The following is a 14,552-nucleotide window of genomic DNA, read 5'->3' as shown; positions in this document are numbered from 1 at the left end:
TCGCATTTGGCGTGGACGCGGCGAAGGCCTGTCCCGTCGCATGGCAGGCGTATTCATGTCGAATGAGTGCCTTTGCATCATCGTCCTCGACACATGTCTTCGACGCCGCAATCTCACGATGATCCATGAGCGTCCATTCCTTCGGCGCTGGCTCGCCCTCTGCGAACCCGGAGTCCTGTTCTATTTGCGAAACATGGAAACAACAGGCGATTGGAAAGACCTGAAGGATAAGATTCATGCCATCGCTAGGCGATCGCATTACACCGTTCCTGACGAGATGCGGAACCTCGCTCGCGAGCGCCTCGTGTTCATCGGTGCCGTACTACGCGAAATCTCAGCGATCGGTAGCTATCTTCAAGGCAACCCTAACAACGAATTCATTCCCGATCCCGATCCTACTCCAGACGTCGACAAGGATGGGTCAGGAGGCGAGGGAGGTAGCGGTGGCGGCGGTGGTCAGGCCAGAACCTCGAATGGCGTTCCTACGCCCTCTCCGAGCGAAGCGGGGGTCATCATCCATCTGACTGAAGATGAGCTTGCCGCGATCCTCGACGCCGCTGCCGACGATGACGACGCGGGCGTGAAGATGGGGGCGATGCTATGATGATCTATGACTTGTTCGCGGAACCGTCCGCAACGAACCTCGCTTGGCAATGGGTCAACGTGATCCTCCCGAGCGACATGACTTCCCCATGGGGTCGAGCGCTCTCTGTCTTCGCTTCAACTCTGACCCTGATCGCCGTGAACATCATCGCATGGACTACTATTCAAGGCATTGTCCAGTCGGCCTATACGGGCAAGGTCCTGGGCGAACGATTTCATCAAATCTGGGCTCCGCTGCGCGTTGTCTTTGGCCTTGGCCTGATCATGCCGATTGCGGGCGGCTTCTCTCCGATCCATGAAGCCATAAAGCAGATTGTGTTGCGGCCGGCGGTGAACATCGCGGATGCCACATGGCTTGCTTTTGTCGAGACCGTCGCAAAAGACGGAACCCCGATTGTCGCCGCCAGCGCCGGGGGCTCTGGTCTTGTCTTCGATCTCGTCGAGCATGAAATCTGCTTGGCCGTTGCTAAAGCGGCGGGGGAACCATGGGGCTATAACATCCCGTCCCCTGCGACATCCGGGGAGCTTCACAGTGGCGGCTTGTTCTCGAATCCTACTGTCACCTGGTCATATGGCCGCGATTGCGGATCCATGTCGTACACCCTTCCGAAGGATCAGCCCAAGTTCGCGGAGACCCGACGCGCAGCCATCGCCGGACTGGTGATGACACTCCGGGTGAAGGCGGCGACCTATGGCAGCACCTTTCAGGACGGCAAGTCGATACCGACGCCCGAAGCCGCCATGAATGCGGTCACGCAATCCATACTCCCGGCTGGTCTCGCCGCTGATATACGCACGGCCGGCGCGGCATATGACAAGGCGATTTCGATAGCCGCCGCCGCCGAGGCTTCCAAAGTGGAATCCGACAGTCGTTCAAAACTCGTAGAGGCAGCGCGTGAACAGGGCTGGATGAACGCAGGAAGCTACTGGCGTAGCCTCTCTCAGATTTCAGAACTAACCGTAGCGCTCGCGACGGAAAAACCAGAACGGACGGCTCCCCGCCTCGATCAACTCGCAAGCTTCGCGACGCCCGTTCGGAATGCACTAGACACCTTGCGTTATCAGATTTCAGGCGAGCAGCTTCAAGCGTCCCTGACCTCCGACGACCTGGCGGCGGCCGGCGATGCCTCAGCCGATTTCCTCACCAAAATTCTCGGCCCCATGACCCGCAATCTTGGTGACTGGCTATCGAGCTCGCCCGACGCATCGAAGACAGATCCGATGGGTGACATAATCAGCGGTGGTCATGTCATGATCGCGGCCGCTGGAAGTGCTATCGTTGCCGGGGGAGCTGTCATGGTCGCATCTTCAAACTGGTTTGCTGACGCGATGGGGGCGGGGGGCGCGGCATCGTGGCTATTGGACTGGTCCAAGCTCGCTATCGGTGCCTTGTGGCTCATCGGCGCGATGCGGGCGTATGTTTTGCCAATGATCCCGTTCCTCTTCGTGATGATCGCTGCCATCACCTGGGCTGCCGCGATCCTAGAGGCAATGATCGCTTCCCTACTCTGGGGCCTCGCATTCTTGAGGATGGACAACGGTGATTTCATCGCGCAAGGCCAACGGCAGGGGCTCATGCTTTTGTTCAATGTCGCCCTTCGGCCCGTGCTGGCCGTCCTGGCTCTCTGCGGTGCTTACTTGCTCTTCGCCGTGACAGTCTCGACGCTGAACGCCCTATGGCCGACAGCATTTTATGGGCAGACAGGAGGACATATTGCGGGCCTCTCTGGCCTGGTCGTGTCGCTGGCGTTGCAAACCTTCATCTTGTGGACGGTGTGCATCAAGCTTTTCGGGCTGATTGCCAACCTCCCCGATCGCGTCGGAACTTGGCTCGACGTTTCGTCGAATGCGCACTACGGCGAAGCTGGCCACGTCGGCGGGATGGCGGCGGGTGCTGTCGCCCTCGCATCTCGCGGGACGCCTGGAGCCATCCCGACGAAGGGACTCACAAAGGTCGGCAGTGGTTTCGACGACGGCGAGGGGCCAAACAGGGCAAGCATCAGCAAAGGGAAGCCATGACCGCCAGAGAATGCCGTCCGCTCGCTTCGGTCACTACGGCGCTATGGGGGAGCGCGTTCCGTTCGCTTGCTCTTCCTGTTATCCCTCGCCACGCTGGCGGTAGCCTTAGGCCCCAAAGCGAACGGGCAACTTGCCGCTGGATCAGGGGGTATCTTTACCCATCCTGATCCCGCGAACGCACTGTACGGCTCTCTATGAGGCTCGATTTTCCGACGATCCCGCTTTTCTAGTTGTTTTGGGTAGACCTTGGCGATTCATCCGCGCCCCCTACACCGCCATGGGTCTGGCATCTATGATGGCATCCTATCGGAATCTGGGGTGGGTATAATGGCAGATGTTAGGGTTCTGGATTTCCTTCGATGCGAGACGAAGGCCGATCTTGATCGCTTAGTGAAGCGAGGCGGAATTCTGGCTGCCAAGAGTAACGGCTAGATTGAGCGTCGCAACTAACACCGACGGACGCGGAGGCTAATCACCGCGCGGCATCGCGCGTCACATTTAAAAGTTGTGCAGAGCAGTCATAGCCTCTTCCAGACGTATCGGCGGATTGAAATAGTGCGGACAACGGAGGATTCGATATGATTGACTTCAACAAGTTGTCTCGACCCAATACCAATGCCGCGCCGACTGACCCTCTCGAGATTTTCGCCAAGACCCCGAACCTGAGCAATGCCCCTAACGACCTCTGGAAGGGTCAGGCGCAAGCGTTGCAGCGGTGGCATCAGGATCGAGCCAAGGAAGACAACGCCGTCCTCCTCAACACCGGAGCGGGGAAGTCGATCGTCGGTGTCCTCATCGCCCAAAGTCTGGTCAACGAACAGATCGGCCCGATCGTCTTTGCATGCAGCACCATTGACCTCGTGGAGCAAACAGCCCGTGAGTGCGACCGCCTGGGTATCCCCTACACTACGAGGGCTCATGGGAGTTTCTCAGACGACCGCTTTGAGACGGGCCGGGCGTTTTGCATCACCACCTATCAGGCGCTGTTCACCGCGAACTCGACATTCAGCAAGGGAAAATCGCCTGCGGGCGTAATATTCGACGACGCTCATGTCGCAGAGCGCATGATCAGGGACGCCTTTACTCTGTCGATTTCGAAGGAAGCGTTCCCGCAACTCTATGCCGACATCATCGCGATGGTAAGACCCGAGTTTGACAGGCTCAACAAAGGCCCCCACCTCACGACCGTTCTGGAGCAGCACGGCTCTCAGGCCGTCACCATGTGCCCGCCCGCCACGGCATTCAGGTGTCGTGATCAGATCGTTGAGGCAATCAAACGGGTCAAAGATTGGAATCGGACCGACCTCCTTTACCCGACCTTGAGGCTGTCGGACAACTTCGGCAACTGCGCCATCTTGGTTTCGTCGACGGGCATCGAAATCACGCCGCCGTTCATTCCCACTGGCGTTTACGGCTTCCTCGGTCAGGGCATTCGTCGCGTCTACCTCTCTGCGACTCTCGAGTTCGAGACGGACTTCGTGCGGGGCTTCGGCCGCAGGATCACGAACAAGATCGCCCCCGACAACGATGCTGGCAACGGCGAACGGTTGATCCTGCTGAGCAGCTTGTTCAAGGACAAGCCCGACAAGAAGGAAGTCGCGGCCGAGGTCCTCAAGAAGAACAAACTTCTGATATCGGTTCCGTCCTATCCCAAGGCCCAGGCGTGGAAACATGTTGGTACGCCGCCTGCCAAGGCCAATTTCTCCGCGGAACTGCAGACCTTCAGGCAGGCAACGTCGGGAGCCTTCATCCTAGTGTCGCGCATCGACGGCATCGACCTTCCGCAGGACACCTGCCGGGTGATGCTCATTGACGGCGCTCCCTCCGGCACCAGCCTTATAGACCAATACCTCTTCCAGCACCTGTCGCTTAGCAATCTGTTCTCAACCAAAATGGCGGGGCGGATCACGCAGTTGCTCGGGCGCATCAACCGAGGCCGAAGCGACTACGGAGCGTTCCTGATAAATGGCGGCGATCTCAATGTGTGGCTCAAGACCGAGCGCAACGTCGCGCTTCTCCCGCCGTTGATCCGAAAACAGGTCATCTTGGGGCAGACCGTCCAGGACGGCTTGGAGAACAGCAAGCCCCAGGACATCGCCTCGCTCATCTCCCAAGTAATTTCTCGCGACACTGGGTGGCTCGCGTTCTATCGCGATACGGTGGACGGACTTGAGGTCCCCGAGGACGCTCTGAGGAAGGTCAAGGAGCGTGAAGCTCAACTCGCGGCGTCGGCCGTCGCCGAATGCCAGTTCATGACGAAGATGTGGCAAGGAGATATCGAAGGCGCGCGCAAAGCCCTGCTCGACGTCCTTGACGACACGGCAACGGCCGACCCCAAGTTGGCGGGGTGGTACTCGGTATGGCTTGGTGCGACGTATGAGAACGCTGCAGATCACGAAACCGCGAACGCCCACTACAAAAAGGCCCGCTCGCGCCTGTCGGCTTGGCTGAACGTGCCATTCCGCAATGATGCCGATGTGAAAGCCGAAGCAGACGGTGCCAAGACTGCCCTTCAGAAAGTGTTGCTTGCCACTAATCACCACGGACCTCAGGCCATTGGAGACTTGGTGTGGAAGCTCAAAAGCAAGGCCAAGACGTTGCTTGACAAAACCACCTCTTCCACGGCGAAGGAAGAGGCAGTCAGACAATATGGTGAGTTGCTCGGGTTCGATGCCTCCCGGCCGGACAATGAATACGGCAAGGGTCCCGACGTTATCTGGACAGAGGCCGACACCGTCGGCTGCGTAGGTTTCGAATTGAAGACCGAGAAGAATAATCCCGCCGAATACAACAAGCACGAAGTCGGACAATCCATGAACCACGTACAGTGGCTCAAGGACAATGAAGGCGACAAGGCTTGGGAGGGTGTCATGATCGTCGGCCCACCAGGCATATGCAAAACCGAGGCGAGCCCCTCGGACGACATCTTCCTCGTGGAAACAACTGCGCTGGCTGCGCGGATGACGGAGTTCGCCGCGAAGATCGACGATACGAGGGGCCGGACGGCGATTGAACGCTGGACGATTTTGAACGAGATCGGCACTCTCTCCGAATGGCAGCCGGCGGGGTGGTTCAGGTCGTTGGCCAAGACGCCACTCAAGAGTTTGAAGAAGTGAACCTGAGCGGATGAAGTGATGCCAGATTTCAATTGCCCGAGGCATGACCATGCAACGCGTCTTCGACCTTACTGCCGCCGCCGTAGTCCTTTCCGCCAATCCTAATGCTGAACCGTTCATCAGGGCCATCCGAAAGTTCCAGTCCGCCATATCCGTCAGCACCGACCTTGCTGAGGTAAAGAAGTCAGTCGAGGAGTTGCAGAAAATGCGAGAGGACGTGGGTGGTATTGGTCACATCGCCAGAGCCCTCCTTACCCATGCCGTCGTGGTCTACTGCCGTGCCAGCCACACCAAGGCCATCGAGCGATATGATGTCGGCGTCATCGGTGCATATTCACCGGAGCAGCGCGAGGCGCACAAGATCATCGTCACGCTTCGGGACAAGGTGCTCGCTCATTTCGGGCCGGGTGGTGGCTGGCATGACGAGCGCGTGTTGTATCTGGAGCAAGACCACGGCGATGCCATCACCGCGGTACACCATCGGGTCAACAGTGATAGCATGGTGTTCGACATCCTCGAAGACCTGCTTAAATCCGCCATTCCCTACGTCAAGGACAAGGAAGTTGACCGCGCCAAGGAGATTGACGACGAGCTGATGAAGGCACCGGAGTTGTTCAAGCTCATAGACCGCATCCCGTTCGATGTTGAAGACTTCTACAAGGACGTTCCGGGCGGCATTGAGAACTTCTGGGGTCCGAAGAGTTTCGTGGCGGAGCGAACCGTCAAGAGCACGACCACCATGCAAGACACCAGCCGAGACAGGCCGAAGCGCCGTAGGTAAGTACTTACATGGCCTACCAACTCGCATGTCCGGTTCTGGCGCATTGGCAACGTAACTCTACTCTGGAGCTATGTCCGCTTCCGGGAGAGGCCCATGATGGCCGCAAGGCCGCATGAAGGCGCAAAGCGGTCTTCATGCGGCCTTGCGTAGTTCCTCATCGATCGGCTGCGCGGCAATTTGGGAACGCTTCTGGCGCTGCTGACCTTCGGTCTGGTACTCAGCCAGTAGGCGTAACGCTTGCCGCAAGTCCGATTGCGGATTCCTCTTTATCGCCTTGAACTCCTCGACGGATTCAAGCGCGGCCAGTTCAAGAGCCTGGACCGAGAACGTCTTACCATCGAGGAGACGCCGAGCGCGGCCGGCGAGCGATTTCACATTCCTTGCGCTCTGGCGCGACCGTCCGCGACGGACAAGCCAGTCCAAAAAGCGCCCCTCGATCGCAGGAGCGCTCTTCCCCTCCTCGCGGTCGAGGATAGCGCGGCCGATCGCGAAGGCGACGGGGGCAGGAACCGCATTAGCTATCATCTGCAGCACGTCTCTTTTCGCGGATGCCCGCCATTGCCACGATGCCGGGAAGCCCTGAACCCTCGAAATCTGGTCAATGCTCAAGACCACGGTCGAAGACGCGGCAACCGGGTCCGCGGGGTGCGGTGAAGAGAGATACTTCGGCCCTGGTCTCTCCGAGGCAGTCCGGGTAACTGTGGGATACGGTTCATCGATCGATCTCACGCCGCGTCCCGCCCTTACAGGGCGCGCATACACGAATCCATTTTCTACAAGCGCGGCATCGTCGGGGTGCGGACGATACGATACAGGAAGCGGCCTTATCGACCGCTCCCGAATCGTCGGCGCTGGTTCATCGGGGGACCAGATTGAGCGCCGCGCTTCCGAGGTGGCAGGAAAGTATATGGCGGCCGGCGTGGCCTCGCCGAAGAGGTCGCGCAAGCTCATCGGCTGGGGTGCTGCCGCTGCCGCGATCGACGAGGCTAGGAATCCATCGCGCTCGCCTTGCCTTCCGATGACGAATAGGCGTCGCCTCGACTGAGGCACACCATAGCGAGAAGCATCGAGCTTCGATTCCGTGATGCCGTACCCTGCCGCTTTCAGAATTTTCCTCGCCTCCTGCCATGTCGAGGACTTCGCCGCGTTCGTCACGTTCTCCATCACGAACCAGGCAGGGCGAACCGTCGCGACCAAAATCGCGAAGGCAAGCGTCAATTTCGCGTTGTCGGCTTCCTCTCGTCGGCCGGCGCTGGAATAGTCTTGGCAAGGTGGACCTCCCGCTATCATGTCGGGGGCCAGCCGTAGGAGCTCGGGAACGACAGACAGGATATCGCCGAGGTCCGTGACCTTGGCATGGCTGCTAATATTCCTGTTGTAGTTCTCGACAGCGACGGGCCAAGCATCGTACGCATTTACGATCTCAAATCCCGCTTGCTTGAGGCCTAGGGACATTCCCCCGGCTCCACAAAATAGCTCCACAACCCGCACTGATTCCCGTCCATGATGGTAACGTGATTTCACGTTACCATCATGGACGGCTGGACCTTACGAAATCGCAAACGTAGATCGTTGACGGCACCTCCCTTTCGCTACTTCGTGTCGGACGTAGCGTCGAGGGCCTGCTTCGATAGGGCCGCATGAACGTCGTTGGGGTGCTGACCGTGGTGCTGGATGGTTCAGCGTGGACGCGTCGGTGGCACGACACAAGGGAGGCATCTGGGCTTAATTCCACCGGCTATTGTCCCGTCGGTCATCTCGATGCCATCATTTCCGAAAGAAGACGAAAGAAGCCAGCAGCGGGCGGTTGCACCGCCCGAACTGGCCAAGGGAGGGCGAGCCCTTCCCTGTGGAACCCACCCGGCTCATGCGGGGCCATTCGCTTATCGGAGACGGACACCATGTCGCGATCGAAATCCCGCAAGGCGACTTCAGTTTTGTCGTTCCGTCTCATGCCCGACGAGTATGAGACGATCAGACTGGCTGCATCGACCCGTGGGCTCGGGTCAACGACCTTCGCTAGGCGCGCAACGTTCGCGGCGGCTGGACTGCCAGCTCCACGGACGGAGCGTGCGCCCAACCCGAATGCCGCTGACCTAGCGAAGGTCCTCGGCCAGCTCGGTCGCATAGCCTCGTCCGCCAATCAGCTCGCCAAGGTCGCGAATGCCACCAAGGCGGCTGCATCCGTCACGGCATCGCGGGCAATCGTCGACGAGCTCACCCGTGTCCGAGAGGAGCTTGTCGGAAAATGATCGGCGGTATCGCTCGGCACGGACGCACAAGGCGGGACACTCGAAACCTCGCGGCCCACCTCCTGAAGGAGCAGGGCGTCGCTGTCGAGATCGTCAACAGCGCCGCCCCCGACCTTCGCGCCGTTATGGCCGACATGGAGCTCGCACGAGACGGATCGGCGGCCGATGCGGCCTTCCTGCACATCTTCATCTCACCTTCCCGCAACATGTCTCGCGACGAACTCCGAAGGGCCGGGGAGCTCGTCCTACGGCATTTCGGCGCAGAGGAGCACCAGGCTGCGTTCGTCTATCACGACAAGCCTCGCCGGGGCGGTGAGGGTGGCAGCCATTTGCACCTGGTCGTCGGTCGCATCCATTTTGATGGCGATGTCCTGCCAGCCGGCTTCGAAATCATCCGCATGGAGACCGCCATGCGCATCGTTGAATTCGAGATGGGTGAGCCCGCGGCGCTCGGACGCCATCATGCGTCTGGCATCCGATGGCTGCAGGCAAACGGCCGAGCCGATGTCGCAGACTGGCTCGAATCTGCCCACGGTGCCGATCCAGACAAGCCGAAATCGGCCGCTTCGCCATCCAAGCGACAGGCGCTCGCCCGCAAGGGCATGGAGCTGGCCGATGTTGCCGAGGTGGTGCGTTCGGCTTGGTCCGCCTCCGATGGCGGTCGGTCTTTCGCCGCAGTACTCCGCGCCGAAGGACTCGATGTTGTTTCGGGAGAGAAGACTGGCGTCTTCATCGTGCGCCACGGCGATGTCGAAGTCGGTGCCCTTGATCGCATTGTGAAACTCAAGCGCCGCGAGGTCGCGGCCCGTATGGAAGGATTCGAATATGAGCATCCAGAAGATCACCAGCCCGACCGAAGGCCTGAAGATCGTATACCGGGAGGCCCGCAACGCGACGATAGCCGCCGAGAGGCTGGAGCCTTTGCTACAGCTTCTGGAGGTTCCGCAGGAGGGACCGTCTCCGATAGAACAGCTCCAGGAAGTTCTGGAGACAATTCTGACGGGGCAGCGCCTACTACACCAGTCGATGCTGGAACTGCATCAGAAAGTCGATGCCATCGCGTCGAAGCGGCGCGGCTGACTGCCGGCCTGAAGGGCTTTTCGATCACTTCGAAGATGCAGAGGGAGATGTGCGATACTTTCAATCGCAAGCTCGACGGACCCCGGCCTCCAGTGCCCGGACATCTGCGACCATACCTCGCCCGACCGGGCTGGGGTAGGCTTCGAGAACTGGCCGAGGAGGTTCGTCGTTTCGTCCAGACTGTCCGCCGGAAGATCAGGTTCGGCGAACGGCGGGGGATGCCGACAGGAACGATAGCGTCACAGTCCTCCCCGTTGTCCCGAGAAGCCGAAACCGGTCCCCCATTCACCATTCGTCCGAAGTAGAATCGTTTCATCTGGGCGCTATTCACGATTCGTCGCGGTGTATGGTGTTTACCTATCACGGGGTCTGGGGCTTTGCCCCTCAGCACGGTAGGCATCCAAGTTCACTGCTGCTCTGCTTGCCGCATAGCCTTGTGAACCTGCCCGACCGACACCCCGAGGTGGGTGGCCAGTTCCGCAACCGTCATCCCCTGCGACGCCCGGAGATACAAGGCTTTCTCTCCCATCTTTCGCCGATCGGCCTGTTGTACGGTGCGATCCTTTCCACCGCGACGATGACGGGAAGCCTTCGTTCGTTCGGTATTCAGTTCCCGCTTCCGATCCTCATCGACCAGGACCCGGAGCCCGGCCACACGCTGTTCCGTCGGATCAATCCGCAACCATTCGAGAATCGTGCTGACCTTCATCCGATAGCGGCAATCCACTTCAAACCCTCGAAATAGGACGGTCTGCCCCGCAGCAGCCTGACGCGCACGTTTGATCACGGCGGACATGCGCGATTTCGTTTCGCTGTCACGCCACCCGGCCGCCTCGCGCCCGAGGGCAAGTATTTCGCGTCCAAGAACCTCCGAAGGAGAAATCCACGAGATCGCGGTAGCTGCCACAAAAAGCCAGGCATCACGATGGCCATCGGGCAACGCCCCCTCTGGACAACGATATGCCCGAAGACGCTGGAGGTCGGTCAGGACCGTCTCCCAATAGGTCGCCGCCGACAGGAACTTCACCGGAGCCGTCTTGTCCTTGCCCTCTGCCTTACGCTTGGCGCGCTCGGTACGGAGGGAAATGAGGTCGGCATGGGTTACAGGCAACACTTCGTCGGCGAGCGTGCCGAAGACGTGCCGCGTGGGGGCCGCTGGCGATCCATGATACCAGACCATGCCAACGGTTCGCCGGTCATAATCGGCGCGGCTGTTATCGGAGCCGACGAGGCGGAAGACACGCGCCGCATCTTGGGCCCGCTTGTCCGCCCCGAACGTCTCCAAGGCCGACCCCAAGTGTTTCTGGACGGCATTCCAGCGCGGCAGGGCCGCACGTGGAAGAAGTTCCGTCAGCCATACGCAGACGAGCCCCCGGCCCGTAGAAAGGATGTAGGAAGGATGCGGTAACATCGCCTCTTCCAGATGACCTAGGAGCGCTACGACTACATCAGCAGGAGCCTTCCCGCGCCACCGCGATACATTGTGATAATCAAGATCGGCATAACATGCACCGATCGCAGTCAGATCGGAGATCGACCGCCATTTCCCGAAGACAGCCTGTGACAGGTAAATGTCGGCTCTGTTGTCCTGTCGCAGTAATCGTTCGGCTTCATCGACAGCGCACGAGCCCGCGCGGACAGTCCATTCCCGCCAGGGCTTACCGTCACTGCCACGCACACGCTGCGCAAAGCTGACGACCCCGTTCCGCATGCCGTCAGGGCGACCGTTGTAGGGATGGAGATTCTCAAGATGTTGACGGGGTCCGAACTCGCTGTAGTCAAAACCTAATTGTTGACAACGATTTTGGGTATGCGGTGGCGTCAGCCCGGCTGGGATATATCCCAGCCGGGCGGTCAACGACCCATGCGAGGGGTCTTTGGATCAAAGTCGCCGTAGGCAATCATATGAACATTCCTTAAACAGCGCCTAGGGTTCCAGCCCAGTGACAGCGCCGTCCATCATGGTCATCCGCCGGCTTTCGTCGGTCAATCCCACTCGTACGCGAAGAAGCTGTGGGCTCGCTTCCATATCAGCAATTTGAACTTGCTCCGCTGGGACAAATCAGGACATTATGGCAATAACATTCCCAGTGCAGGTTTCCCGATGCAGAACAAGTTTTCCATGCTCAAGCTTCAGTCCGGACTATCGGAAGAGGAGCTGGCAGAACGCCTAGGCTACAATTCACGGCAAATTCGGAGGTGGGATTCCGGGAATCAAGAGCCGCGACTGTCAGTTATGCTTGCCATGCAACGCCTTGTTCCTGAAGTAGAAGCCGTATCCGAAGGGAATGCTTTTACATTCATCGATCTGTTCGCCGGGATAGGGGGGCTTCGCAAGGCATTCGATGCCGCCGGCGGACGTTGTGTGTTTACGTCTGAGTGGGACAAATATGCTCAGCAGACTTACATGGCCAACAACCGCGATAATCGACCTATCGCGGGCGACATAACCAAAGTACCCGTCGATGAAATTCCTCAGCATAACGTCCTGGTGGCAGGTATACCCTGCCAGCCCTTTTCGATCGCGGGCGTCTCCAAGAAGAACTCGCTAGGGAGAGCCCATGGCTTCGCGGACGAAACCCAAGGCACGCTCTTCTTTGATGTTGCCCGCATCCTTAAACATCATCGCCCGGATGCGTTCCTGATTGAGAACGTCAAAAATTTGAAGAGCCACGATAAAGGAAAAACATTCACGATCATCATGGACGTGCTGCGGAATGAATTGGGCTACCACGTCCATGAAATGGTCATCGACGCACGCCATTTTCTTCCGCAACATCGCCAGCGAATTGTTATCGTCGGCTTCCGTGAAGAAGTTCCGTTCGCGTGGAATGATCTGAAGCTACCGCCGAAAGGTGCGAAGGTGATGAAAGACATCCTGCATCCTGAGGACGGTACAGAGGTTGCAGAAGGCCATTTTACTGCAGGTGAACTCGCTCAGGTCAGTGAGAAATATACGCTTACCGACAAACTGTGGGCTTATCTCCAGAACTACGCCCTGAAGCATCAGGCCCAAGGCAATGGGTTCGGCTTCGGCCTCGTGGGCCCGGAAGACACATGCAGAACATTGTCAGCCAGATACTATAAAGATGGGTCCGAGATCCTTATTCGTCGCGGAGCGGGTCGAAACCCTCGTCGTCTGACGCCACGTGAATGCGCCAGACTTATGGGGTTCGGTAATGACTTCAGGATTCCGGTCTCGGATACTCAGGCTTACAAGCAATTTGGCAACTCTGTGGCTGTGCCCGTCTTTACCGAGGTAGCCCGGATAATGAAGCCGCACGTGCTCGATCTGATCGGCCGGAAGCCTGAAATGGACCTCGCCGGCTGAACTACCTAGACTGTCCCGAACTAACGATTCGGGGCAGCTATGATTGACACACTCGAGAAGCTTCTCCGCACGATGGCAGCTCATGGTGCAACCAAATTCTATGCCAAAAAGCTTGCATCGAACGATAATTCCAAGAATCAGGTTTACTTGGGCGGAGACTATTCAGCGCTCAACATCCTTCCCTTCGGCAAGGTGGATACAGATAGCGACAGCAAGGCAGGCTCGAAGCGGGATCGCGCGAAAGCATGGCTGTCGTTCTATTGGCTCGATGAGAACGGCATACACGAAGCTCCTGAAGCGAAGCTGATTTTGTACCCGAAGTATCCCGAGGTTCGCCTCTCGGGGTTTCTAAAGCGCTCAGAGATGGCGCCCTCGGATATTATGAGACAGCGCTGTGACGGACGTACCTTATTCCTGGGAACCACTCCCAACGGGCGGGTTCTTGCTCATGTGGTCATGCCAGGAAGCGCGCTACGCAGCCAACTAGATGCTTTAGGCTCGCCGCCACAGGAAGGGGTTTTTATTGAGCTGAGTGTCGATGCCCGTGCCGTGGGAGATACCAGAGGGCAGCTTCTTGCAACACTCGGGGCTATCCACGCGAAGTCATGGATTGCTTCGCAACGCTTGGGACCAGGCGGATTGGCAGTGCCATACGTTGCCGCCAATGGCGGCGGCTATACGTTGGAGGCCGAGCTCGGCATCTCACCCAATGGTTATGCGGAACCTGACTTCCTCGGATGGGAGGTCAAGCAGTACGCGGTGAAAGACTTCATCTCAAACATCGCACAGAATCCTGTGACTCTGTTGACGCCAGAGCCGACCGCAGGGATCTACAGGGACGAGGGAGTCGAAGTCTTCATTCGCCGCTTCGGCTATCCGGATCAGCGTGGAAGAGCAGACAGGCTCAACTTCGGAGGGATTTATAAGGTCGGAGCGCCGGCCAACGCCAACACGGGCGTCCGGCTACATTTACTCGGTTTCGATTACGAGAAGAAAGTCATCACCGACATGACACAAGGGATTGCGCTCCTCAGCAACGACGGCACACCAGCCGCGATATGGAACTTCACAGGCATCCTGGAGCACTGGAACAGAAAGCATGCCAAGACCGTATACATTCCCTCCATCAAAAGGGGGCCGCCCATGGAGTACGCCTACAGCGATCTGGTGCAGCTTTGTGTCGGGACCGACTTTGACATGTTCCTCAAGGCGCTGGCAGCCGGCGCGATCTATTATGATCCGGGGCTCAAGCTGGAGAACATTAATTCTACTCGGCCGCGTGCAAAGCGGAGAAGTCAGTTTCGTATAAGGCACAGCGACCTGAACAGGCTCTATCACCAGATAGAGGAGACCCGGCTTATTCTCTAAGG

At 58.6% G+C, this 14,552-nt stretch carries 11 protein-coding genes; 8 read left to right on the top strand and 3 right to left on the bottom strand.

Features of this window, described 5'->3' with window-relative positions; all coding sequences use genetic code 11:
- The first annotated feature begins 40 nt into the window (after positions 1-40).
- The 4 genes from BLW69_RS16500 to BLW69_RS23015 all read left to right on the top strand — a co-directional run bounded on the left by BLW69_RS16500 (position 41) and on the right by BLW69_RS23015 (position 6,519).
- Entirely contained in the window at positions 41-604 is a 564-nt protein-coding gene (locus BLW69_RS16500; RefSeq protein WP_139283893.1) for a hypothetical protein, read from the top strand.
- Positions 601-2,622, top strand: coding sequence for a DotA/TraY family protein (locus BLW69_RS16495; protein WP_092663558.1), 2,022 nt, complete (start codon positions 601-603; stop codon positions 2,620-2,622). Before BLW69_RS16500 ends, BLW69_RS16495 begins: the two co-directional genes overlap by 4 nt.
- A 578-nt stretch (positions 2,623-3,200) precedes the next feature.
- On the top strand, positions 3,201-5,738 hold the full coding sequence (locus tag BLW69_RS16490; protein WP_092663556.1) for a DEAD/DEAH box helicase family protein: 2,538 nt from the start codon (positions 3,201-3,203) through the stop codon (positions 5,736-5,738).
- Between the two features lie 49 nt (positions 5,739-5,787).
- The gene (locus BLW69_RS23015) at positions 5,788-6,519 is read left to right on the top strand and encodes a hypothetical protein (RefSeq protein ID WP_244508871.1); all 732 of its coding nucleotides are present in this window, start codon (positions 5,788-5,790) and stop codon (positions 6,517-6,519) included.
- Positions 6,520-6,651: 132 nt separating this feature from the next.
- On the opposite strand, the gene BLW69_RS16480 is transcribed toward BLW69_RS23015, so the two are convergent.
- Positions 6,652-8,001: a DNA cytosine methyltransferase gene (locus BLW69_RS16480; protein ID WP_280141294.1), complete on the bottom strand. Its 1,350-nt coding sequence runs from the start codon at positions 7,999-8,001 to the stop codon at positions 6,652-6,654.
- Positions 8,002-8,420: 419 nt separating this feature from the next.
- Here BLW69_RS16480 and BLW69_RS22600 point away from each other — a divergent pair, with 419 nt between their 5' ends.
- Positions 8,421-8,771 carry a plasmid mobilization protein gene (locus tag BLW69_RS22600; RefSeq protein ID WP_139283890.1) on the top strand — a complete coding sequence of 117 codons (351 nt, stop codon included), beginning with the start codon at positions 8,421-8,423 and terminating at the stop codon, positions 8,769-8,771.
- 245 nt (positions 8,772-9,016) lie between these two features.
- Here BLW69_RS22600 and BLW69_RS16465 read toward each other — a convergent pair whose 3' ends face one another.
- Positions 9,017-9,604 carry a hypothetical protein gene (locus tag BLW69_RS16465; protein WP_092663546.1) on the bottom strand — a complete coding sequence of 196 codons (588 nt, stop codon included), beginning with the start codon at positions 9,602-9,604 and terminating at the stop codon, positions 9,017-9,019.
- Here BLW69_RS16465 and BLW69_RS16460 point away from each other — a divergent pair.
- Positions 9,597-9,851 (top strand): hypothetical protein, encoded by a 255-nt coding sequence (locus BLW69_RS16460; RefSeq protein WP_092663544.1) that lies wholly within the window; start codon positions 9,597-9,599, stop codon positions 9,849-9,851. The two genes, BLW69_RS16465 and BLW69_RS16460, sit on opposite strands and share 8 nt — an antisense overlap.
- 406 nt (positions 9,852-10,257) lie before the next feature.
- On the opposite strand, the gene BLW69_RS16455 is transcribed toward BLW69_RS16460, so the two are convergent.
- The gene (locus BLW69_RS16455; RefSeq protein ID WP_139283888.1) at positions 10,258-11,709 is read right to left on the bottom strand and encodes a hypothetical protein; all 1,452 of its coding nucleotides are present in this window, start codon (positions 11,707-11,709) and stop codon (positions 10,258-10,260) included.
- A gap of 246 nt (positions 11,710-11,955) precedes the next feature.
- Between BLW69_RS16455 and dcm the strand changes: the two genes are divergently transcribed.
- Positions 11,956-13,182 (top strand): DNA (cytosine-5-)-methyltransferase, encoded by a 1,227-nt coding sequence (dcm, locus tag BLW69_RS16450; RefSeq protein ID WP_092663540.1) that lies wholly within the window; start codon positions 11,956-11,958, stop codon positions 13,180-13,182.
- Positions 13,183-13,221: 39 nt separating this feature from the next.
- Positions 13,222-14,550 (top strand): MvaI/BcnI family restriction endonuclease, encoded by a 1,329-nt coding sequence (locus BLW69_RS16445; protein ID WP_092663538.1) that lies wholly within the window; start codon positions 13,222-13,224, stop codon positions 14,548-14,550.
- Positions 14,551-14,552: the final 2 nt, after the last annotated feature.

It is taken from the genome of Rhizobium sp. NFR12 (assembly GCF_900108545.1).
GTDB classification, from domain to species: Bacteria; Pseudomonadota; Alphaproteobacteria; order Rhizobiales; family Rhizobiaceae; genus Neorhizobium; species Neorhizobium soli.
Note: the sequence above shows the minus strand (reverse complement) of the source record. Positions and strands in the feature narration are given on the sequence as shown.

Coding starts and splice junctions, on each gene's coding strand:
- BLW69_RS16445 (WP_092663538.1), top strand. CDS start 13,222: ATGATTGACACACTCGAGAAGCTTCTCCGCACGATGGCAGCTCATGGT.
- BLW69_RS16500 (WP_139283893.1), top strand. CDS start 41: ATGGCAGGCGTATTCATGTCGAATGAGTGCCTTTGCATCATCGTCCTC.
- BLW69_RS16465 (WP_092663546.1), bottom strand. CDS start 9,604: ATGCTCATATTCGAATCCTTCCATACGGGCCGCGACCTCGCGGCGCTT.
- BLW69_RS16495 (WP_092663558.1), top strand. CDS start 601: ATGATGATCTATGACTTGTTCGCGGAACCGTCCGCAACGAACCTCGCT.
- dcm (WP_092663540.1), top strand. CDS start 11,956: ATGCAGAACAAGTTTTCCATGCTCAAGCTTCAGTCCGGACTATCGGAA.
- BLW69_RS16460 (WP_092663544.1), top strand. CDS start 9,597: ATGAGCATCCAGAAGATCACCAGCCCGACCGAAGGCCTGAAGATCGTA.
- BLW69_RS22600 (WP_139283890.1), top strand. CDS start 8,421: ATGTCGCGATCGAAATCCCGCAAGGCGACTTCAGTTTTGTCGTTCCGT.
- BLW69_RS16490 (WP_092663556.1), top strand. CDS start 3,201: ATGATTGACTTCAACAAGTTGTCTCGACCCAATACCAATGCCGCGCCG.
- BLW69_RS23015 (WP_244508871.1), top strand. CDS start 5,788: ATGCAACGCGTCTTCGACCTTACTGCCGCCGCCGTAGTCCTTTCCGCC.